Here is a 22,489-nt window from a genome sequence, read left to right on the forward strand (position 1 = left end):
TTGCAGATTCAATACTGGCAAAGGTATTAACTTAGCCGTCAACTTGCCCACAGAAACGGTAGCCTTCACCGTGAATAGTTACGATCAATTCTTCATCTGTAGGATCTGATTCAAAGTGCTTACGAATTCGGCGAATGGTTACGTCTACCGTGCGGTCATTAGGGCGCAGTTCGCGGCCTGTCATTTCCATAATAAGCTGTTCGCGGGTAAGGATCTTACCTGGGTTACTAAGGAAAAGGTGAAGAGCACGGAACTCACTGCGTGGTAAACGGAATTCTTTGCCGTTAGGAGAAATCAATGAGCGACTATCGCCATCAAGTGTCCAGCCGTTAAAGCTTACGCGGCTTGGTAAATCGTCGTCTTCAGCAGAGTTAGTTGTGCGAGAGAGTAAGTTGCGTGCGCGAATAGTTAGCTCGCGAGGATTAAATGGTTTAGTCAAATAATCGTCTGCACCAATTTCTAGACCTAAAATACGGTCAACGTCGTTGTCACGACCAGTAAGGAAAATTAAACCTACATTTTTACGGTCACGCACTTCGCGCGCTAAAATAAGGCCATTTTTCCCTGGAAGATTAATATCCATAATCACCAAGTTAATAGCGTGATTCTCGAAGAAATCATGCATTTGATCACCATTTTCGGCTTCAAATACATTATACCCTTCCGCTTCAAATAAACTCTTAAGCGTGGTACGGGTTACCACTTCGTCTTCAACAATTAACACATTTGGCGTCTGCATGGCGTTCTATACTCTTTCTAAAATACGATTTAAGCAACTAACTGGTTAAATTTTAATATTCATACACTTGATTGCAAGTAACTTGTGAATATTCTTAACAGCAAAATATTGGGGTTAGCCAATAGAAATCAAGAAAAGTTCATACTTTATACAACTATTCTGAGGTTTTCGCATTAACAACGGGGAATACAATTACAAATTCCACCCCTTCGCCTTCCTCACTGGTTATCGATATCGAACCTTTGAGGGCCTGCGTCACCAAGTTGTAAACTAAGTGCATGCCTAATCCTGAACCGCCCTGGCCTCGTTTCGTTGTCACGAAGGGGTCGAATATTCGCTTGCGAATCTCAGGAGGAATGCCTTTACCGTTATCGGTATAAACAAGCTTGAGTTTATTGTCACTAACTAACTCGGCACTAATATCAATTGTGCCTTCTTCCATTGATTCAAACCCGTGAATAACTGAATTCATAATTAAGTTAATCAAGATTTGATTTATTGGGCCAGCCTTCGTTTCAACGTTTAAGGTAGGGTCGCAATTTACGTTGATGTTGTGTTTTAATTTTTTTAGTCGAGGCTGCAATGACAGTAGTATCTCATTAACTAGCTGTACAACGCAAAAACTTCGACTAGATTCTGACGTTTGATCCACCGCTACTTGCTTAAAACTACTAATTAGTTCTGCTGCTCGGTTCAAATTACGGTAAATGATGTTCAGATTTTCTTTGCTTTCATCTAAAAAGCGCTTCATTGCGCTAGCCTTCAACGTTTTGTTGTCGAAGTCTTTCTGGATAACCTCAAGCCTATCCAACATCATGGTCGAAGCTGTAACGCCTAAGCCAATTGGCGTGTTTACTTCGTGGGCCACACCCGCAACCATATCGCCAAGGGACGCCATTTTTTCATTCTGTACTATTTGTCGCTGGAATTGATGAAGCTTCTCTAGCGTTTGGATCAGCTCTTGGTTTGCATCTTTTAGCGCGGTAGTTCGATGACTCACCATATCTTCAAGGCTAGCATTGAGCTTTCTGTGCTGCTCTTCGGCTTGTCGCTGCTTCTGCATATACTCTTGCATGCGAAAAAGCATCACATTTACCGCGTCAGCCAGTATATCAAGCTCACGAATGCTAGAGCGTTCAGCGCGGGCTGAATAATCCCTCTGTCGAGATGTACGCTGTAAGAAGCTTGCAATATCTTCTACAGGGCCAGTGACAACACGCTGTAAGCGCACTGCTGAATAGAAGCTAATGGCAAGCAGTAAAAGTGCAACCGCTATGTTGAGCCAAATTGACTCTCCTACGAGGTCATTGAAGTTATCTGATGACACTCGCAAATATATCCAGCCTAGCTGAATATTGGCGTCATTGTCGAAGACTTTGGCACTGAGTTCAAAATATTGACCGTTGTCTGCAAACTGAGGCGTCATAAAAAGGGGGGCTAGCTGGCCTTCTTTGCCGCCAAGCAATAGCTCTCCTTCTCTATTATAAGAGGCAAATATCTGAGGCTCCGCTGATTTGCTTTGTAATTTATATACGTGGGCGTTCAAAACGAGTTCTGCCGCGCTTAGATTGCTTAAAGCACTTTCAATGCGCTCAGGTGTTTCATCATAAAGATAGGTAGAAGCACTTTTCGCTACTAGCTTTGCGAGCATGATCGCGTTAGATTCAAGCTCATTTCGGTATGTTTCAATTTGTGTATAAACAGCGAGCGTTGACAAAATGGCAAGTGAAAACGTAGTAATTGACATTACTACCCAAAGAAAAAGACTTCTTATAGAAAGCTTAACTGCGTTATCTGTCATATCCGTTTCGCATACAATCCGTGCACGACTTCCATCAATCAATAGTGGCGCATTATTATGTAAAAGGAAAGACGCGCATAAACAATAATTAATATGACAAAAGCAGCAAACCTCAAAGAGACTCGTAAAGCTGTTGATAGTCTTTTGCTGCGGCCTCCCATGTGAAGCGTGTTCTCATTCCACGCAACTGCATGTCTCTGAATTTACTCTTATCTTCATAATAGGCAAGCAGTGCACGGCGAATACATGTCAAAAGTGCATAAGGCGTTGGATCGTCAAACACGAATCCAGTCCCATCTAGGTCATTGCTATGGTCGATAACAGTATCTTTTAAACCACCCACAGAGCGCACGATTGGAATGGTACCGTAGGCTAAGCTATACATTTGATTCAAGCCACAGGGTTCAAACTGAGATGGCATGAGGAAGAAGTCTGCCCCCGCCTCCACAAGGTGGGCGTGCTCTGAACTAAAACCGTTGATAAAAGCAAATTGGTCGGGATGCTGTTGGGCAAACTCACCTAAGTCCATGCAAACTTTGGGATCACCTGTTCCTACAATAACCATTTGAACGTTGTGTTTTATGAGATCATCTAAAATTGGAAGAATATATCCGAAGCCTTTTTGTTCGGTAAGGCGGCAAACCATACCGATCAGCGGTACGTCAACTTTATCAGGTAAGCCAGATTTCTCCTGCAACACGCGTTTGCACGCTGTTTTCGCATGAAAGTTTTCGGTGCTGTAATTTTCGGGCAAAAAGGCATCTGTTTCTGGGTTCCATTGTGTATAGTCGCAGCCATTCAATATGCCGATTAAGTCCGATTGCCGTTTAACTAAACGTTCATGAAGCCCATGGCTACCCAAGTCGGTGAGTAACTCTTTGGCATAATTTGGGCTAACCGTTGTGATTTTTGTGGCAAACTCAATGCCGCTTTGGAGCATATTGATATACCCGCCATGCACTTGATGAGAAATATCGGGATGATGACGAAGGTATGGAATAGTATCGAGTTTATGCACCCCTTGGAAAGCCGCATTATGAATTGTGAATACAGTAGCAGTATCTTTAAAATAGCCCGATTTTTCGTGGGTCAGCAAGAACGGCAGCATTGCCGTGTGCCAGTCATGGCAGTGAATCACATCGGGTTGCTTATCGATAGCTTTTAACGTTTGCAGGACTGCACCGCTAAAGAAACTAAATCGTTCCCCGTTATCATCGTAGGCATCAAATGCGTTAGCATAAAGTCCTTCTCGCATAAAATGCTCGGGTGAGTCGATGAAATAAATAGGAATATCATGCCACTGCAAATGGCGAATATTAAAATGGTAAACTTGGCCTTCAGTGAACAAGGTTTGCTGTTCTGTTATTGTGGCTAGATTAAGCTGTTCGTCCAGTACACGATAATAGGGCATCACAATAGTAATGTCCTCGCCTAGCGCGCGAAGTGCAAGAGGAAGGGCTTTACCCACATCTGCAAGGCCGCCGGTTTTCACCAGTTCTTCAACTTCCGAAATAGCAAATACAATATTCACAGGCGCTCTCCCAGAGCTTGATGCACAGTGCACTCATTATGTTAGGCCATAAGGTTAGAACAGCATAAAAAGCCATCAAGCAGAGAATGCAATGGCTTCAACATCAGCTGGATGTGCTAAATTAGCACAAGCTTATAGCTTTTTTAATTACAAGACAGCCTGATAGACAGAAAATTGTGAGGTTTGTGCTGTTGTATAAACCGTTTGAAAATGTTCTGACAGTAACCCGGGGTAGGGTAAAAAGCGGTTGGCAACCATTTGCATCGTACCACCGCGAGATAAGCAGGCCTTCGCATCAGATATAAAACGTTTAGTCACCGTGTAGTCTGTTTTTACACCGGTATGAAACGGTGGATTGGTTACGATGTGCTGTACTCTTTGGGAAAAGCCATGCAAGCCATCAGCAGCATACAAGGTTGCAGACAACTGATTTTCCGCAAGCGTCAGCGCACTACAGTAAAGCGCCAGCGCGCTTACATCAGTGAGGTGTAGCTTTAAATGCGGATATTTCAGCATAATGTAACTGGCTATGACCCCCGCACCACAAGCGAAATCTAGTATTTCGCCACTAAGCGATGACGAAAGTTTTTCTAAAAGTAACGCTGTACCTGCATCTAGCTCTTTATAGCTAAAAACACCAGGCATTGTGGCCACATGCCAAGATGTGCCTTCAACCTTGTAGGTGTTCATTTCCACCCAGGCATCGACTTCAAACGCGATATGAGGTTCATCAACAACTACGGTAATAAGGCTACAGTGACGTGCCGAATCCACTTTTTGTGTCGCACCGTACTGTTGCATTAATTTAGCCGCGCTTTTTATACCGCCTTTATTTTCTCCTACAACATGGATTCGACCATGTTGACCCACCATACCTGCAGCCATTCTTAACAACATCTGAAAATGCGTTTTTGCTTTGGGTAAGAAAATCATCACGTCAGTATGTGATTTTTCAAGTGTCACAAAAGGCGCGAATATATGAGTATGATTACCAACTTTCTGTGTTACCTCAAAACCTTTTTGGTTAATGTCTCTGCTATCAAATGACGCTGATGGAATAACCCGCACAGACTCTGAAAATACATCAAAATACTGATGAACAACGGTAACGTCTTGAGACTTTAAACTGTCAAGAAAGTAAGCGTCAGAAGGGTTAATAAACGCCCACTCGCCTTCATCAAAAAGCGCGATATTACGATCTAATAGCTGGCTCTGAGGAGATAAAATCATTACTTAGTACGCTCGAAAATTAAGTCCCATACGCCATGGCCTAACTTTTGGCCACGAGTTTCAAACTTGGTGACAGGGCGGTAGTCAGGACGAGGTACATAGTCGCCATCTGTCGCAGTGTTGATGTAACCGTTGGCGTTTTTCATGACTTCAGCCATGTGCTCTGCGTATTGCTCCCAGTCAGTTGCCATATGAAAGCAGCCGCCAATGGCTAATTTAGTACGAACTAATTCAACAAATTCAGGTTGTACAATACGGCGCTTGTGGTGGCGCTTTTTGTGCCATGGATCTGGGAAAAATAGTTGGAGGCGAGATAATGAGCCGTCTGGGATCATGTTTTTCAGCACTTCAACCGCGTCGTGATCCATTACGCGTAAATTTTCAACGCCTTGCTCGCTAGCATCGGATAAACACGCGCCAACGCCAGGTCGATGCACTTCAATGCCAATAAAGTCTTTTTCAGGGGCATTCGCGGCCATTTCAACTAATGATTTGCCCATGCCGAAGCCAATTTCAACCACAACAGGCGCACTTCGACCAAATACCTCTGACAACGACAGCTGTGTGTCCATATAGTCAATGCCTTTGGTTGGCCAGTGATCTGCCAATGCTTTTTCTTGTGCTTTCGTAAGTCTGCCTTCGCGTTTTACGAAGCTTTTTACTTTGCTTACGTATACTCCGGCGGCTTCAGCTTCCGCCTGACTTTTGAATTGCCTCATTTGCAATGCCTTTCTAACCCAATTTTCTGGTGGCGCATTATCCACTTACCCACGGCTTATGCAACGCTAGAGTGGTAAAAATGCTGTAATTTTATACGCCAATTTGTTTGGCAATAATAGATGCAACCGCTTTAGTTTGCTCAAGTACCAGCATATGCCCCGCATCACTGATAGTGTGGAACGTGGCTTTTGGTAGCGAGCCTTTGAGCTGCTGTATCGCTTGTGCTGGCGCAATCGCGTCTTGCTGGGCGGTAATAAACGTCACTGGCGCATTGATCTTTGCCAGCGCATCAACGGTACTTTCTCGTGGCGTAGTGGCGAGTGTATGATTAAGTAAGGTTGTTTTACCTAAATCCTGTGCCATAGATTTCACAACGCCCGCCACATTTTCATCCTTCAAACGAGAAGGGTGTATAAATCGCGAAAGATAAGCATCATTGTCGGGTTTAAAGTTTCCTTGCTTAAGCATAGTGGTCAGTTGTTTACGCTTGGCAATTTCTTCTTTCGACAACCCTTGTGGGTTGTAACCGATTAACGTTACCGAGGCGATATTGGCAGGATTGCGCTGTGCCACTAAGGCGGCTATAAATCCACCCATGGAGTAACCTACAAGGTGCACTTTTTCATTTTCAAGAATACGATCTTCGCTTAGTGCCAGCATTTCCTCCTGTGATGCTGCCCATTGAAGCGGTACATAGCGACGCTGCGCGATAGTTAAAGTGCGCCAAAGTGGCATAAAAATGCGTTCGTCGCAAAGTGTACCGGGAAAAAACAAAACAGGGTGCTGCACAGACACGTGTGCTCCTTAACAATAAACTGGCTGGTTACATGCTACCATAGCGCGCTTTTTAATGAACGGTCGCTAAGCAGAAAACGACCAGGCGCTTTAAGTGAACAAGCATTATTAATAAACGACCGAACGGTATTCATTACTCATACAGATTATTATGACAGAACAACGATACACAGGTAGCTTTGCAGAAAGAGTGCTTGCATGGTTTGACAAAAACGGGCGAAAGCATTTGCCCTGGCAGCAAGACGTCACGCCTTATAAAGTGTGGGTGTCGGAAATTATGCTCCAGCAAACCCAAGTTACCACGGTAATTCCCTACTTTAAACGCTTTATGGCGTCGTTCCCCACCGTACATGACTTAGCTAACGCTTCCCAAGATGATGTGCTTCACCATTGGACGGGGCTTGGCTATTACGCAAGGGCAAGGAATCTGCACAAAGCCGCCAAGACGTTAGTAGAAAAATACAACGGTGAATTTCCTTACACTCTTGAAGAAGTCATGGACTTACCCGGGATAGGGCGCTCTACCGCTGGGGCCATATTGTCCCTGTCTCGCAATATGCGCTTCCCTATTTTAGATGGGAATGTAAAGCGCGTGCTAGCTCGCTACTACGCAATAGGCGGTTGGCCGGGACAGAAAAAGGTCGAAAACCAGCTTTGGGAAGTGGCCGAGAAAAATACACCCACCAATTCAGAATGCGGACGTTGTGCTAACTATACGCAGGTGATGATGGACTTGGGCGCGATGATCTGTACGCGAAACAAGCCAAAGTGTGATGAGTGCCCGCTTCAAGCTGACTGTATTGCCTACGCACAAGGCGCGCAAACCGACTACCCGGGTAAAAAGCCTAAAAAGGCGCTGCCGGAAAAATCTACCTTTATGATGGTGGCACAGTTTAACAGTCAAGTGTATTTAGAGCAGCGTCCATCAACTGGATTATGGGGCGGCTTGTATGGTTTTATAGAGGTGTCCTCACTGGAAGAGGGGGTTGCACAGCTAAACAAACGAGGCATAGTTGTTGATGAGACTCGAGCATTAGAAGGGTTCAGACATACCTTTAGTCACTTTCATTTAGATATCACCCCAGTAGTGGCCGTGGTAAACTCTGCTCCATCAAAACGCGTTGCCGAGACGGCATCTCGCTGGTTTTCGTTAAACGAACCCATTGAAGTTGGTTTAGCGGCACCTACAAACAAAATTATTCAGCAGCTAGTGAATTGAGCATAAACAGCTTACTGTTGCATGCATTGCTAAGCAGATAGCGAACGAAAGGAAATAACATGGCAAGAACGGTATTTTGTCGAAAGCTTCAAAAAGAAGCAGACGGCTTAGATTTCCAACTTTATCCGGGTGAACTGGGTAAGCGTATTTTCGACAACATCTCTAAAGAAGCATGGGCCGAATGGCAAAAAAAACAAACCATGTTAATTAACGAGCATAAGTTAAATATGATGGAACCGAATGCCCGAGCATTTTTGGAAGAAAAAATGTCGGCTTACTTGTTTGACGACGTAGAGCCTACGATTGAAGGCTATGTTCCGCCTGAAAAATAAGCAAAAAAGCATTTTTTGAGCAAACAATGCGCAAACAGTAATAAAAGCGCAAAAAAAGCGAGAAAAACGGTTGACTTGTGAAAGCGAAAACCGTTTAATACGCACCCACAGCAGGACAGGCAGTCAACGCCTAGAACGCTAACAAGTTGCAGCCTCGATAGCTCAGTTGGTAGAGCAGCGGATTGAAAATCCGCGTGTCCCTGGTTCGATCCCGGGTCGAGGCACCATCATTTAAGCCCTTGCAGAAATGCGAGGGCTTTTTTGATCTCGGTGGTTTAAAAACGCAGGCACACGCTGGCGTGCCCCTGCGGCTGCGCCGCGCGTTACAATCTCGGGTCGAGGCACCATCATTTAAGCCCTTGCAGAAATGCAGGGGCTTTTTTGATCCCGATGATTGGAAAGCCAGGCACACGCTATCGTGCCCCTGCGGCTGCGCCGCGCGTTACAATCTCGGGTCGAGGCACCATTCTTAGAAGCCCTTGCAGAAATGCGAGGGCTTTTTTGATCTGGGTGGTTGAAAAACACAGGCACACGCTGGCGTGCCCCTGCGGCTGCACGAGCACTGTTACCGAAAATATCTCCATCGTTTTGACGAAAAAACTTAGTCGCTCTGTTTGATGAATTATACTTTAGTAGTGTTTTTGTGGATTTTTTATCCATAAAGCTGGCATTTCTTCATGTTTTTTTAGACTAAAATTTATTTTTTAACTAACTAATCCCACTGTTTTTTATATCGGCGAGTAATGAATGAGTACGCGCCGGTTGTCTAGCAATAAACTTTTCTATAAAACAAACAACAATAGTGGTAGTGGGGGTAAAGGTTTTCTTGAAACTCGGTTTCTCGTGTTTAAGAAGATAAGCAAATATGCCTGCAGATTTGCCGCAACCTATCTTTTATTGATCTCGGCTCGATAAAAGGAATGGTGATAATGGACATTAAGGAAACATACAGTTTTGGCAGTTTAACGCTAAACACATCTCTTCATTATTTGAAGTACAATCATCAGATTCGATTATCGCCGAAATGTACACAGGTGTTCGCACTTCTTGCTGAAAACGCAGACTGTTTGGTTGAAAAAGAGCAGATATTAGACATAGTTTGGCCTGGTCGCTACGGCGCAGACGAGTCACTGACTCGTGCCGTATCCGACATTCGTAAGGCACTAAGAGAGTTCAAAAATGGCGCTGAAAAAGCCATAAAAACCGTTCCTAAACGCGGCTACATGCTAAATAGAGCTGTGTTAGATGGCGCCTTTAGTGCACCTGAAAAATTTATAAAACGAAACGATAGTGACGAAGTAAAGTTTACCAGCAACCCCACAAAGCAACCGCATACACAAGTTCGCTGGCTAACCAAACGTTCCGCCGCGCTTTCAGCCATGTTTATACTCATACTGGGCGTAATGAGCTACTGGGCTTATTACAAATTCGCGCCAGACTATATTGACAGCATTGCAGTTTTGCCATTTGAAGCAATTGGTGCAGATCCTGAGTTAGAAACTCTGGCCGTGGGGTTTGGCTACGAAATTGCTATGCAGATTAGTTTTCAAAATCAAATAAAAGTAGCATCGCCACAGGCGGTTGATAGATTGGACTCGCGTTTGTCGCTAGATGACGTTGCCGATATCTTGGATGTCTCGCATATTATTACGGGTTCGGTAAATACCGTTGAAAATGAAAAAAACATCGCTATTTCCTTAGTCCATGCCAATAGTCAGAAAACCAAAGTCATTGATTAAATGTGCAGCGTCGCGAGAACCTAATATTCTATCTGGCCCAAAATATTTTGCTCGCTCAGAGTTGTACTTAATAATTTGGTCTGCCATTACTCATACATTATCCTTTGCGAAAGCATAGCCTACTCCGAAAGAGAGGCTTTCGAGGTTATCAGCAACCACATGCGGTACACCATAAGTCGTCCAGCGAATATCTGCGTCTAAGCTTTCATCGTTGTCAAAAGCCGGGATCGGACTGGGTTGTTCAATTACAGGCGGTGTAGAGGGGCTGGTTGTGATTGAACATGTAACTCACTATCGCTGCACGCCCATAATACGCTGGCGGTGAGTAGTGAAACGCTCGTTTTTTTAAATATTGACAGTAAAGTCATTTTTAATTTCCCTTGGTATGTGAATTCAATCCGTATCACTTTTCGCGTATCACAATGTCGAAAAAAACTAATATTTGTTCGCACTCTAATGACCTAAGTGAGCTCGATTTAAACCCTTAAGTCATAAATCAGTGCATTTCATAAAATGGCATTTAGCCAAATAAGCATTTCAGTGTTGCACTTTGATTTAGCACTCTGCCAATGGGGTCCGCTTTCTCTAGGCAATGGATTGAATTTCCCGGGGCGCGAAATTCTTTTCCATCTGATAGATGCTCTTTAAACTCGTTTAATAGTAAGAAAAGGGCGATAAACAAAAGCGCTATGAAACCGATTCTAGAGAGGTGATAGTTAAGAGATTTTGACAGTTGCGTAGACAATTTCATGTTGGGCACCATTACAAGTTATTTATGGTTAAATTAACGACCAATAAACGAGGTGGTTTATCTGCGTTTTACTTGAAACAAAGACTATGCAGCCCGGGTATTTAATACCTGTAAAAAAGCTGAAAATTGCCAGGAAAAAGCTGAAATTTTTATGAAAATAGACGCACACGCTTTTAACTGCGGGGCTTCCGTTAAAAGCGTATACATTAATATGACTCTGCGTTAATCCGCCAAATTCTTTCAGAAATAGTAACCCGAGATCCAGGTTTAACGCTTGTGGGTGCGTCGCCGGATGCTTATGCGGCGAAGCGAATCGTGCAAGAGTTCAGGCCAGACGTTATTACACTGGACATTGAAATGCCGAAGGTAGACGGGTTACGTTTTTTAGAAGTAATGATGAAGGCGATGCCGACCCCGGTTGTGATGATATCCACGCTAACAGAGCGAGGTGCTGATGCAACATTACGTGCGTTGGAACTAGGTGCTGTCGATTTTATGGCAAAGCCGAAACTTGGTGTAGCGCAAGGCATGGCTGAGTACGCAGCGGTTATCGTTGAAAAGATAAAAGCAGCAGCGCATTCGAGGTTAGGCCAACCAACGCAAACACGCTGCACAAAACATGCTTCTATGCGCTACATAGGAACCGAAAAGTTAATTGGTATAGGCGCATCAACTGGGGGAACCGAAGCAATAAAAGACGTTATCATGCATTTTCCCCGCAATGCACCGGCCACCATTATTTCCCAACACATGCCTCCAGGGTTCACAACCACTTATGCCAAGCGGCTCGATAGCCTTTGTGAAATAACCGTAAGAGAAGCGCACGGAGGGGAGCGTTTATTGCCTGGATTTGCGTACTTGGCACCAGGTAATAAACATTTAAAAGTAGAGCGTAGCGGCGCTGACTATCGTTTAACCCTTGATGATGGCCCTAAGGTATCAGGGCACAAGCCCTCCGTTGATGTGATGTTTGACTCGCTGGCTGAGCATGCTGGCGCAAACGCGGTGGGTGTGTTGCTTACAGGCATGGGCCGGGATGGGCCAAAAGGCCTTAAGAGTATGCACACAAAAGGCTCTGTTACGTTTTGTCAGGAAGAAAAAACCTGTGTTGTTTACGGTATGCCTAAAGTTGCTGTCGAACTTAAAGCCGCCAGTTTCGTTAAGCCGTTGGAAGATATCTCTGATGCAATTTTGGATACGCTTGAAGCGTTAGGTGCAAGTTCCCGTCTCTAATTTTTCTTGTATTTGCTTGTCACAAATGTCACCAATGTATTAATTTAATAAAAATAATCAAAAGTATAATTGTTGGAATAAAAAAGTAGACCATAATTTGTTTGTATTTTGTGCATCCGCCAACGCGGTAACAACAACAGAGGTGTGATTGTGGTCGCTATAGCTGCAGATTATCTGGATAATTTCTTCTCTAACAAAAGCAATTCTTTCGTGATTGCTTTTTTAATGATGGCGATAAGTTGGGCGCTCTTTTTTACGTCCTTCGACCACCTAGCGCTTGCTACCAGTTCTGCCTGTGTTCTGATCCTCCTGTTCTTTTTATCAAAAATGTCTGAGCTATATAGCACTCCGAATATGGCTCGATCTGCGTCAACGGTCTCGACAAATGAAACTAACGACAGCAATGATTTAATGGCAGAAACCATTGCTGATGCTAACGACATTTTATCGGTTACTTCATCAAACATTGCTGACATTTTTTCTACGCAAACTGATGCAGTGGGAACGCTAAGCAACGCGTTTATCTCGCTACAGTCATTGCTAGGTCAGCAAGAAGTCAGTATTAACAACTTACTTAAAGACGATGACAATAGCGACAGCGCGTATGCTGACAAAATGCGTACTTTCGCGTCAGAAACTGACAACACCTTGACGCAGTTTATCGCGTCAACAAAAGAAATGACTGAGTCGACGAGAGCGCTTGAGTCTCAGGTACAGACCATTCAACAAGCAATGCCGACCGTAATTGAAGCTCTTGGTGGTATTGACGATATTTCATCTCAAACGAATCTTTTGGCGCTAAATGCGGCGATAGAAGCTGCTCGTGCTGGAGAGGCAGGGCGCGGATTTGCAGTAGTTGCTGACGAGGTTCGCGCACTATCTACGCGCTCAACCCAATTCAGTGACGTAATCAAAAAGCAAATCGAAAACATTAGATCGCTTATCAACAAACTTACCGAGACCGCCGAAGTGGTTGCCTCTCAAGATATTTCTCATGTGGTAAATGCCAAAGACGCGATTAGCGAGCAACTCAAAAGCATCATCCGAAAAGCTGAGGCAGATATTCAGGGAGCAAGTGAGCTTGAGGGCATTCGTCAGCAGTTATCTGATGCAACCAACTCCGCCATCAGGGGGCTGCAGTTTGGTGATATTAATGGGCAAAACCTGACCTATACGCGGGAGATTATTGACTTTGTAGTGGCTCAGTTGAACGGTCTCAATGCACAAACTGCGCATCAAGTGAAAGAAAGTCTGGCTAACTATCAGGTGTCACTCAAAGACAAAGGGCAGGCAGATCATAACCCTGTTTCCGCAACATCAATGGATGCTGGCGACATAGAACTTTTTTAGCAACAAACATCTTCACAGACAAGTGAGATTCATTCAAATATTCACAAAGGTGGTTGAATTATGAGTAAAAGCATTCTGATCGTGGACGACTCTGTGTCAATCCGTCAAATGGTGGAAATGACGCTTAAGTCAGCAAACTACAATGTGACAACGGCACAAGATGGTCAAGACGCTTTAGACAAATGCCAAGGGGCTCGTTTCGATTTTGTGCTTACTGATCAAAATATGCCTCGGATGGACGGCCTTACCCTTATCAAGTCGCTCCGTGGCCTAGCAAATTTCAGGTCTACGCCGATCGTCATGCTTACTACCGAGGCGGGTGATGATATGAAAGCAAAAGGTAAAGCAGCCGGTGCGACAGGCTGGATGGTGAAGCCTTTCGATCCAAACAAGCTTCTAGATGTGATGAAACGTGTTTTAGGTTAATCCAATTTCAGCGTGTTTAGGGTAAAAGGGAGTCAGTTATGACCATCGATGTAAACCAGTTCCACGGCGTATTTTTCGACGAAAGTGACGAGCATCTTCAGGATATGGAGCAATTGCTCATGACCCTAGATGTAGACGCCCCCGACCCTGAAGAGCTAAACAGCATATTCAGAGCAGCACATTCAATTAAGGGGGGCAGTGGCATCTTCGGGTTTGATGCGCTGATGAACCTCACTCATGTCATGGAAAACTTGCTTGATAAGGCAAGAAACCAAGAAATTCAGGTTACTGCTGCAATAGTAGATATATTTCTTCAAACTTTGGATGTATTGAAAGACACGTTAACGGCTTACAAAGAACAAACCGAACTCCCTCAAGACCAAATCGATGCAAGCATCAAGATACTGGAAGAGACACTGGCACGAGCATCGGGGCAAACTGCTGACGACTTGCAAGAGAATGTTCAAAAAGGTACCACTGCTGTTAGCGATGACATAGAGGGCTTTGGTTTCTTTGATGACGACGAAGGAGAAGCCCAAGCGGCGATATCCGAGACGAAGTCGGAGGAAATCGAAGGCTTTGGGTTTTTCGATGATGAAGACGAGCCAAGCCAAAGTGAGCCCCAGGCAGAAAAAACCTCCAATGAAGCTACAGTTGATGAAGGATTTGGCTTCTACGCACCAGAGACCCTACCGGTAAAACCAGACGTTGAGCAAGCTGCTCAGTCAGTGCCCAAACAGCCAATTGTTAAACCGGTTAAGCCTAAACCAAAAGCGGCGCCTAAAGAAGCCGCATCCATACGGGTAGACACAACTAAAATCGATGCCATGGTTAATTTAGTCGGCGAGCTGGTGATTACCCAATCTATGCTTTCCAACGTAGGTCAGGAAGTAGAAGGTCAGATTGGGGAGCGGCTACAGCTAGCGATTGATGAATTGCAACGCAACACACGTGAAATACAAGAATCCGTCATGTCGATGCGCATGCTGCCTGTGAATATGACGTTCAATCGATTCCCTCGTGTAGTAAGAGATTTGTCTTCTAAGCTAGGCAAAAAAGTTGACTTAGTTATCCAAGGCGGTAATACCGAAATCGATAAAAGCTTAATCGAAAAGCTTGTCGACCCACTTACTCACTTAGTAAGAAATAGTATTGACCACGGCGTCGAAAGTCCCGAAAAACGACTTGCAAGCGGTAAGTCAGAAAACGGAACAGTAATATTAAGTGCCGAGCAAAAAGGCAGCAGCATCATCATCGGAATTATTGACGATGGCGCAGGCTTAAACAAAGAGCGTATTTTAGAAAAGGCGATGCAGAACGGCCTTCCGGTCTCGCCTGATATGCCAGATAGCGAAGTTTGGCAGCTTATTTTCCAAGCGGGCTTCTCTACCGCCGCAGAGGTAACCGATGTATCGGGTCGCGGTGTAGGTATGGACGTGGTCCGCCGTAACATTGAATCCATCGGTGGCCGTATTGAAATTGAATCGTCACAAGGTGAGGGTTCAGCATTCTATATTCACTTGCCTCTTACCCTGGCTATTGTCGACGGAATGTGTGTTTCAGTGGGAGATCAAATTTTCGTTATCCCTCTCCTCAACGTAATCGAATCTTTTCAACCTACCAAATCTCAAGTCAAAACACTGGGCAACGACAAGGTGCTATGGATTAGAGACCAGTATTGGCCCCTCGTGTCGCTCACTCAACTAATGCAAGTCGATAATGGGGTTACAGAACCTACCAAAGGCATTGTTGTGTTACTTGAAAGTAGCAAAAAGCGGTATGGCGTCTTAGTGGATTCACTCGTCGGTCAGCAGCAAGTGGTCATTAAAAGTTTAGAGCAGCATTACAAGAAAGTCGCAGGTATAGCCGGCGCTACCATTATGGGTGATGGCAAGGTCGCGATGATTTTAGACGCAGATTCAGTGGCAGCAAACTGTATCAAAATTCCTAATGAAGAGGTTTCACTATGAGCGAAGCAGCCTTACAGCAAGCCGTTAGTGCATCAAGAGAAAACGAATTTTTAAGTTTTGTTTTAGGTGAAGAGCACTACGCCCTTGATATTACAACGGTTAAAGAAATTCGTGGTTACGAGCAGGTCACTAAAATCGCCAATGCGCCCAGCTTTATCAAAGGGGTGATAAATCTTCGCGGGGATATCGTTCCGATTGTGGACTTGCGCATTAAATTTAATGTGGGAGAGGCGACATATAACGACTTTACAATAGTCATTATGCTCAATGTGCACGACCGCATCGTGGGTATTGTGGTTGACGGTGTGTCTGATGTCATCCGTCTTTCAGAAGAAGACATGTTGCCACCACCCGAGTTCGGCGTAGCTTTCGATAGCAAATACCTTCACGGACTGGCTGATGTCGACGAGCACATGGTCATTTTAGTGAATATCGAAAGCCTGATCACGAGCAATGAACTGGGATTAGTTGAAACGAAAACACAAGTGGTAGAGGGCTAGAAAAAATGGGCATTATGACGTGGCTAGAAGAATTTACTAAAGCAACTGACGTTGAACAAGCATTGCGCAACAAGCAGGCGTTAGATGCTACAACCTGCTGCATTATGATGGCGGATGCCGATAGGAACATTATCTATGCCAACCAATCGGTGAAGACGCTATTAAAAGAGAACGAAAGAAAGCTTCAAGCTGTTTTGCCAAGTTTTTCGGCAGACAACTTAGAAGGGCAAAACATCGATCAGTTTCATCGAAACCCTTCACATCAGCGCGGCATTTTAGCCGAATTAAAGTCAACAATGACGTCTACAATTAGCATTGGTGACCTGAACTTTAAACTTACACTGACTCCATTTTTCAACGAAAACCGAGAAAACATTGGCACTATGGTTGAGTGGGTTGATCAGTCTGAACTCCTCATTAAAAGCACGATGTTAGAAGTGTTGAACAATGCCCAAGCGGTCATAGAGTTTAACGCTGAAGGTGTCATTCAGCACGCCAACGACAACTTTCTTAACGCCTTGGGTTACAGCCTGAACGAAATTGTGGGTAACCATCATAAAATGTTTTGTGACCCTGATTACGTACGGTCAGAGGAGTATGGTCAGTTCTGGCGCGACCTAAAAGCGGGTAAAGGTCAAAGCGGAGAATTTTGCCGCTTCGACAAGATGGGCAAAGAGGTATGGATTCAGGCAACGTATAACCCAGTATTTGACGGTGATGGAAAAGTTATTCGCATTGTTAAATTTGCGATTGACATTACCGCGTCAAAGCTTAAAAACGCCTATTTTGAAGGGCAAATTGAAGCAATAAATAAGGCGCAAGCGGTAATTGAATTCGATTTGGATGGCAAGATTTTAAATGCTAATGAGAACTTCACTAATACGGTGGATTATAGCCTTGACGAAATAGTAGGCAAACATCACAGCATCTTTGTTGAAGATGATTACAAACGTAGCCTTGAGTATTCACAATTTTGGGAACAACTACGCCAAGGTGTGCAATTTTCTGACGAGTTTAAGCGTGTTGGCAAAGGTGGCAAAGAGGTTTGGATCCAAGCGTCTTACAACCCTATTTTAGACCAAAACGGTAGGCCATATCGTGTGGTGAAGTACGCTATTGATATTACGGGTACAAAACAAGCGATTAAAGACATTAAACACGCTATGAGCGAGTTGGTTGAAGGGAATCTTGATTGCCGTATTGATCATGAGTTTGAGGGAGAGTTCAAGGAATTGGGCGCGTCTATCAACCGCTTTATAGACGATATGCGTCGCATAATCGGGTCCATTAGCGATGTAATGACACGTTTATCGCAGGGCGATCTCACTGCTGTGCTTGATGAGCAGTTTGAAGGCGAATTCCAAGTATTAGGAGACGCTATCAATCAATTCGTTAATGAAATGTCGGGCACTATAGGTTCAATCTACCAGGCAGTAGAAACCATTAACACAGCGGCGTCTGAAATTGCCACTGGCAACTCTGACCTTTCAAGCCGCACCGAGCAGCAGGCCTCGAGTTTAGAAGAGACCGCTTCTAGTATGGAAGAATTGACCGGTACGGTGAAACTCAACGCGGAAAATGCAGAGCAAGCGAACAGCTTAGCATCTCAAAGCTGTGAGATCGCAAGCCGAGGCGGAGAGTTAATTCGCCAAGTGGTCGATACCATGTCTTCTATCAATGAGTCTGCCCAAGAAATTTCAGACATTATAGGTGTCATAGATGGAATTGCCTTTCAAACCAATATCCTGGCACTAAATGCCGCAGTAGAGGCAGCCAGAGCAGGGGAGCAAGGTCGTGGCTTTGCAGTTGTTGCCTCTGAGGTACGCAATTTGGCGCAGCGTTCTGCTGAGGCTGCGAAAGAAATAAAACAGCTCATTTCAGATTCGGTTAATAAAATCGATGGCGGTAATAAGCTAGTTAATCAGTCTGGCGATACTATGGAAGAGGTAGTGACCTCCATCAAGCGAGTAAACGACATCATGTCTGAAATTGCAGCAGCAAGTGCTGAACAGGCCTGTGGCATAGAAGAAGTGAGCAAAGCGGTAGTACAGATGGACGAGATGACACAGCAGAATGCCGCACTGGTTGAAGAAGCTGCGGCAGCGGCTGAAAGCCTACAGCATCAGGCTGGTAACTTATCTGAACGTGTTTCAACGTTCAACATAGGTGATAGAGCTGATTCAGGGGAAATGCAGCCTGCAAAATCTTCTGTAGTGAGTAATGAGAAAAAAATAGCGCCAGTGACCATTCTAAGCAGCGGTAAAAAGCTTGCGCCTAAGGTCCCTAGCAACAGTGAGTGGGAATCGTTCTAATAGAGTGAAAAGGCGAACTTGTGAAAAAGTTCGCCTTTTTTATTAGTTTTAAGCGAGTCGTAAACGGGTCGCTATTGATGAGGTGGTAACACAATGGGTGTATTTAAAATATTTCACAATGAAGAGTTGGAAGCAGCACAAAGCCTTTCTCGTTTCCAAGAGCAAGCATTAAGCGAGAGCTCGGCCTGTTTGATGCTAGTCGACGCTGAAGGCTTAATCACTTTTGCAAACAAAGCACTATTGGCATTGATACAAGAACATCAGCATAAGTTTAAATCAGCGTTACCAGACGTTGACCACCACAGTCTTCATGGCATGCCTATGGTCAACTTTTTTACCAACAATAATGAACTCGCCAATCGTTATACTAGCTGTAATAGCAAAGATTCCTTCTTAGTCCCCATCGGCGATTTACTGTTTACGTTAAAGCTGACCGTGATTAAAAGTGCAGAAGGTACAAAAATTGGCACCATGGTTGAGTGGCTAAATGACCAGGAGCTTCAATACAAAACGGGCGTATTAGATGGGCTTGACCGGTGCCAAGCGGTCATATCGTTTACGCCAGATGGCATAGTTGAAGACGCCAACGAAAATTTTCTTAAAGTTACTGGCTATTCAAAAGATGACATCGTTGGTCAACATCACAGGTTATTTGTGTTACCCGATTACGGCGTTTCTCAAGAATACAGCAAGTTTTGGGAAGGCCTTAGAAATGGCGAACGTAACAGCGGTGAATATTGCCGTATTGCTAAAAACGGCGATAAGATCTGGATTCAAGCCTCTTACAACCCTATATACGACAAGCTCGGTAATATAGTTCGTGTAGTAAAATTTGCTACCGATGTTACCGACCAGAAAAGAAAAAATGCAGATTATGAGGGGCAAATTAATGCCATTGGCAAATCGCTAGCGGTTATAGAATTTAACTTAGATGGCGAGATACAAAATGCTAACGAAAACTTTTGTGCAGCAACCGGATATGACCTAAGCGAAATAAAAGGGCAGCACCACAGCATGTTTGTAGAGCCAAATTATAAAATGAGCCCCGAATATGCAGCTTTCTGGCGTGACTTGAAAAAAGGAGAGTTCAAATCTGGTGAATTCAAACGAGTGAGAAAAGATGGCAGCGAACTTTGGATTCAAGCCTCTTACAATCCAATATTCGATGAATTTGGTCAGCCCCTTAAGGTTGTCAAGTATGCGTCTGATGTTACTGATCAAAAACTTAAAAACGCGTTTAATACAGGGCAAATAGACGCCATTAGTAAGTCTCAAGCGGTGATTGAGTTTGATGTGCATGGCAATATTCTTACTGCAAACGATAATTTTCTTGCAACGGTTGGATACGCTTTAGATGAAATCCAGGGAAAACATCACCGCATTTTCGTTACAAAGCAAGAGCGAGAATCAGACCAGTATAAAACCTTTTGGAAACAACTTGCCGAAGGACAATTCTATTCAGGCGAGTTTCACCGCATCTCAAAAGACGGCACTGACGTTTGGATCCAAGCCACCTATAATCCCATATTGGACATGAGCGGCAATGTTATTAAGGTCGTCAAATACGCAAGCAATATTACTGAACAAAAAGTAAAAAATGCTTATTTTGAAGGGCAACTCGCTGCCATTGGCAAGTCACAAGCCGTTATCGAATTCAATATGGACGGTGTTATCCAGCATGCCAATGAAAACTTCCTAAACACCTTGGGCTACACGCTAGAGGAAGTTAAAGGTAAGCATCACAGTATGTTCGTAGACCCTTCTTATCGAGCAAGCCCAGAATACGCTGCATTCTGGGAAGGTTTGCGTAATGGCTCTTATTCTTCGGGCGAGTATCGTAGGCTCGGTAAAAATGGAAAGGAAATTTTTATACAGGCCTCGTACAACCCGATACTTGATCACAATGGCAAGCCTTTCAGAGTCGTTAAATTTGCCTCTGATATTACAGGCAGAACCCAAGCGGTAGATGAAATCAAGCACGTAATGACTAAGCTCACAGAAGGCGACCTGACCGTTAATATCGATCACGCGCTTGAGGGTGATTTCGCTATCCTTGGTGAAGCCATTAATCAGTTCATTAATGAATTGCGCGGCACAATTACCAATATCAACGAAGCGGTTGAGACTATTAACGTAGCGTCGGGAGAAATCGCTACCGGCAATGCGGACCTTTCTAGCCGCACCGAGCAACAAGCGTCGAGTCTTGAAGAAACGGCATCAAGCATGGAAGAACTTACCGGTACGGTGAAACTTAATGCTGAAAATGCAGATCAAGCAAACAGCCTAGCAGCCCAAGCAAGTAAAATTGCATCTCAAGGCGGAGAAGTGATTGGAGAAGTGGTCGAGACCATGACTCAAATCAATGAATCTGCCCAAGAGATTTCGGACATCATAGGCGTAATAGATGGCATTGCTTTCCAAACGAATATTCTTGCGCTTAACGCAGCAGTAGAAGCTGCTCGAGCGGGCGAACAAGGCCGGGGATTTGCGGTAGTAGCGTCAGAAGTACGCAATTTAGCACAGCGTTCAGCTGAGGCGGCGAAAGACATCAAAGAGTTAATTTCTGACTCGGTAAGTAAAATTGCAAGCGGTAACCAGCTGGTGGTGAAATCTGGCGAAACCATGGCAGAAGTCGTGACCTCCATCAAGCGTGTAAACGACATTATGTCCGAAATTGCAGCAGCCTCAGCAGAGCAAGCATGTGGTATTGAGGAAGTAAGTCGTGCTGTTGTTCAAATGGATGAGATGACACAACAAAACGCGGCTCTGGTAGAGGAAGCGGCTGCAGCGGCAGACAGCTTAAGACAGCAGTCTGCGCAACTCAATGAACGTGTGTCAGTGTTCAACGTAGGAAGAGGGCTGACTGCTGATCAGCAGCACATCGCAGCCTTACCTCAACGTCACTATCATCAACAAAGCATGCCGTCTTCAGTCAGCCACGCAACCAGAGCTCAGGCCTTAAAGCCCGCGATGCCCGTTGAGTCTGAGTGGGAGTCATTTTAATGATGGCAGAAGTACAAGAACGCAATGGAACAAGGGAGTTCGCTTTTGAAAAAGCGGACTTCAAAAAAGTGCAGCAAATGCTGTTTAAGAAGGCGGGGATAAATTTATCCGATGCGAAAGAAGCAATGGTGTATAGCCGCTTGGCAAGGCGTATAAGAGCGCTGAACCTTAAAAGCTTTAACGATTACCTTGCAGTGGTTGGTAGGTCTGAAGCAGAGCTAGAGCAATTCATCAATGCTTTGACCACTAACCTGACATCGTTCTTTCGCGAGCCGCATCATTTTACGGCATTAGCCGAATATTTGGCTCAGCATTCAAACGTTACCAATATTTGGTGTGCTGCTAGCTCAACAGGTGAGGAACCTTACTCTATTGCAATGGTGGTTGCAGAGGCCTTTGGCAGCTTTAAAACGCCGGTTAAGATCATGGCCTCAGACATAGACAGTAAAGTGTTGGCAAAGGCTAAAGCAGGGGTTTATCCGCTAGCCTCAATTTCAAAGATCCCTATAGAACGTCAAAAACAATTCTTCCATAAAGGGAAAGGTGCGAACGAGGGAAAGGTCAAGGTAGTCGATGAGCTGCGTCAAATGGTGCAGTTCAAGAGGCTCAATCTCACGGACCAAAATTGGGATGTTAAAGCGCCATTGGACATCATTTTTTGTAGAAATGTGATGATTTATTTTGACAAACCGACGCAATTGAATGTGTTGAAAAAAATGGTAGGCATGCTCAAGCCTACAGGGCTTTATATGGCTGGGCACTCTGAAAACTTCAATATGCATACTAATCTTGTTAGGCCGGTAGGGAAGACCATTTATCGTCCGGCTGGTTAGGAGAT

19 protein-coding genes and 1 tRNA gene are annotated in these 22,489 nt (G+C 44.4%); 12 read left to right on the top strand and 8 right to left on the bottom strand.

All coding sequences use genetic code 11. The annotated features are described in order from the left end of the window. Window positions 1-31: 31 nt before the first annotated feature. From arcA to JC525_RS16460, 6 genes are all read right to left on the bottom strand, one after another. Window positions 32-739 (bottom strand): two-component system response regulator ArcA, encoded by a 708-nt coding sequence (gene arcA, locus JC525_RS16435; protein WP_105929970.1) that lies wholly within the window; start codon window positions 737-739, stop codon window positions 32-34. A gap of 154 nt (window positions 740-893) precedes the next feature. After that, complete coding sequence (locus JC525_RS16440) at window positions 894-2,540, bottom strand: sensor histidine kinase (RefSeq protein ID WP_198816794.1); 1,647 nt, start codon at window positions 2,538-2,540, stop codon at window positions 894-896. A 112-nt stretch (window positions 2,541-2,652) separates the two neighbouring features. Continuing rightward, window positions 2,653-4,071, bottom strand: a complete 1,419-nt coding sequence (gene glgA, locus JC525_RS16445) for a glycogen synthase GlgA (RefSeq protein ID WP_198816795.1) — start codon at window positions 4,069-4,071, stop codon at window positions 2,653-2,655. Window positions 4,072-4,218: 147 nt separating this feature from the next. Beyond that, window positions 4,219-5,301 (bottom strand): methyltransferase, encoded by a 1,083-nt coding sequence (locus JC525_RS16450; RefSeq protein WP_198816796.1) that lies wholly within the window; start codon window positions 5,299-5,301, stop codon window positions 4,219-4,221. After that, window positions 5,301-6,020: a tRNA (guanosine(46)-N7)-methyltransferase TrmB gene (gene trmB, locus JC525_RS16455; RefSeq protein WP_198816797.1), complete on the bottom strand. Its 720-nt coding sequence runs from the start codon at window positions 6,018-6,020 to the stop codon at window positions 5,301-5,303. The genes JC525_RS16450 and trmB overlap by 1 nt, the downstream gene beginning before the upstream one ends. Window positions 6,021-6,111: 91 nt before the next feature. Beyond that, window positions 6,112-6,816: an alpha/beta fold hydrolase gene (locus JC525_RS16460; protein WP_198816798.1), complete on the bottom strand. Its 705-nt coding sequence runs from the start codon at window positions 6,814-6,816 to the stop codon at window positions 6,112-6,114. A 151-nt stretch (window positions 6,817-6,967) separates the two neighbouring features. Between JC525_RS16460 and mutY the strand changes: the two genes are divergently transcribed. The 4 genes from mutY (at window position 6,968) to JC525_RS16480 (ending at window position 10,106) form a co-directional block, all read left to right on the top strand. Next, window positions 6,968-8,035 (top strand): A/G-specific adenine glycosylase, encoded by a 1,068-nt coding sequence (gene mutY / locus JC525_RS16465; RefSeq protein ID WP_198816799.1) that lies wholly within the window; start codon window positions 6,968-6,970, stop codon window positions 8,033-8,035. A gap of 59 nt (window positions 8,036-8,094) precedes the next feature. Beyond that, window positions 8,095-8,367, top strand: coding sequence for an oxidative damage protection protein (locus JC525_RS16470; RefSeq protein WP_071816741.1), 273 nt, complete (start codon window positions 8,095-8,097; stop codon window positions 8,365-8,367). A 151-nt stretch (window positions 8,368-8,518) separates the two neighbouring features. Further along, a tRNA-Phe gene (locus JC525_RS16475) sits at window positions 8,519-8,594 on the top strand. 702 nt (window positions 8,595-9,296) lie between these two features. Then, window positions 9,297-10,106: a winged helix-turn-helix domain-containing protein gene (locus JC525_RS16480; RefSeq protein ID WP_198816800.1), complete on the top strand. Its 810-nt coding sequence runs from the start codon at window positions 9,297-9,299 to the stop codon at window positions 10,104-10,106. A 90-nt stretch (window positions 10,107-10,196) separates the two neighbouring features. On the opposite strand, the gene JC525_RS20255 is transcribed toward JC525_RS16480, so the two are convergent. Both JC525_RS20255 and JC525_RS16490 read right to left on the bottom strand, forming a co-directional pair. Further along, window positions 10,197-10,265, bottom strand: coding sequence for a hypothetical protein (locus tag JC525_RS20255; RefSeq protein ID WP_442859565.1), 69 nt, complete (start codon window positions 10,263-10,265; stop codon window positions 10,197-10,199). A 361-nt stretch (window positions 10,266-10,626) separates the two neighbouring features. After that, a complete protein-coding gene (locus tag JC525_RS16490; protein WP_198816801.1) occupies window positions 10,627-10,857 on the bottom strand; it encodes a hypothetical protein in 231 nt (76 codons plus the stop codon). 225 nt (window positions 10,858-11,082) lie between these two features. Here JC525_RS16490 and JC525_RS16495 point away from each other — a divergent pair, with 225 nt between their 5' ends. From JC525_RS16495 to JC525_RS16530, 8 genes are all read left to right on the top strand, one after another. After that, on the top strand, window positions 11,083-12,090 hold the full coding sequence (locus JC525_RS16495) for a protein-glutamate methylesterase/protein-glutamine glutaminase (protein ID WP_198816826.1): 1,008 nt from the start codon (window positions 11,083-11,085) through the stop codon (window positions 12,088-12,090). 150 nt (window positions 12,091-12,240) lie between these two features. Next, on the top strand, window positions 12,241-13,440 hold the full coding sequence (locus JC525_RS16500; RefSeq protein WP_332874127.1) for a methyl-accepting chemotaxis protein: 1,200 nt from the start codon (window positions 12,241-12,243) through the stop codon (window positions 13,438-13,440). A 60-nt stretch (window positions 13,441-13,500) separates the two neighbouring features. Further along, complete coding sequence (locus JC525_RS16505; protein WP_039217225.1) at window positions 13,501-13,866, top strand: response regulator; 366 nt, start codon at window positions 13,501-13,503, stop codon at window positions 13,864-13,866. Between the two features lie 38 nt (window positions 13,867-13,904). Continuing rightward, window positions 13,905-15,836, top strand: coding sequence for a chemotaxis protein CheA (locus tag JC525_RS16510; protein ID WP_198816802.1), 1,932 nt, complete (start codon window positions 13,905-13,907; stop codon window positions 15,834-15,836). Further along, on the top strand, window positions 15,833-16,336 hold the full coding sequence (locus JC525_RS16515) for a chemotaxis protein CheW (protein ID WP_198816803.1): 504 nt from the start codon (window positions 15,833-15,835) through the stop codon (window positions 16,334-16,336). The genes JC525_RS16510 and JC525_RS16515 overlap by 4 nt, the downstream gene beginning before the upstream one ends. Window positions 16,337-16,341: 5 nt before the next feature. Beyond that, on the top strand, window positions 16,342-18,648 hold the full coding sequence (locus JC525_RS20150; protein ID WP_198816804.1) for a methyl-accepting chemotaxis protein: 2,307 nt from the start codon (window positions 16,342-16,344) through the stop codon (window positions 18,646-18,648). A gap of 93 nt (window positions 18,649-18,741) precedes the next feature. After that, window positions 18,742-21,651 (top strand): methyl-accepting chemotaxis protein, encoded by a 2,910-nt coding sequence (locus JC525_RS16525; protein WP_198816805.1) that lies wholly within the window; start codon window positions 18,742-18,744, stop codon window positions 21,649-21,651. A gap of 2 nt (window positions 21,652-21,653) precedes the next feature. Continuing rightward, window positions 21,654-22,484 (top strand): CheR family methyltransferase, encoded by an 831-nt coding sequence (locus tag JC525_RS16530; protein ID WP_198816828.1) that lies wholly within the window; start codon window positions 21,654-21,656, stop codon window positions 22,482-22,484. Window positions 22,485-22,489: the final 5 nt, after the last annotated feature.

Source organism: Alteromonas sp. IB21 (assembly GCF_016405965.1).
Classification (GTDB): domain Bacteria; phylum Pseudomonadota; class Gammaproteobacteria; order Enterobacterales; family Alteromonadaceae; genus Alteromonas.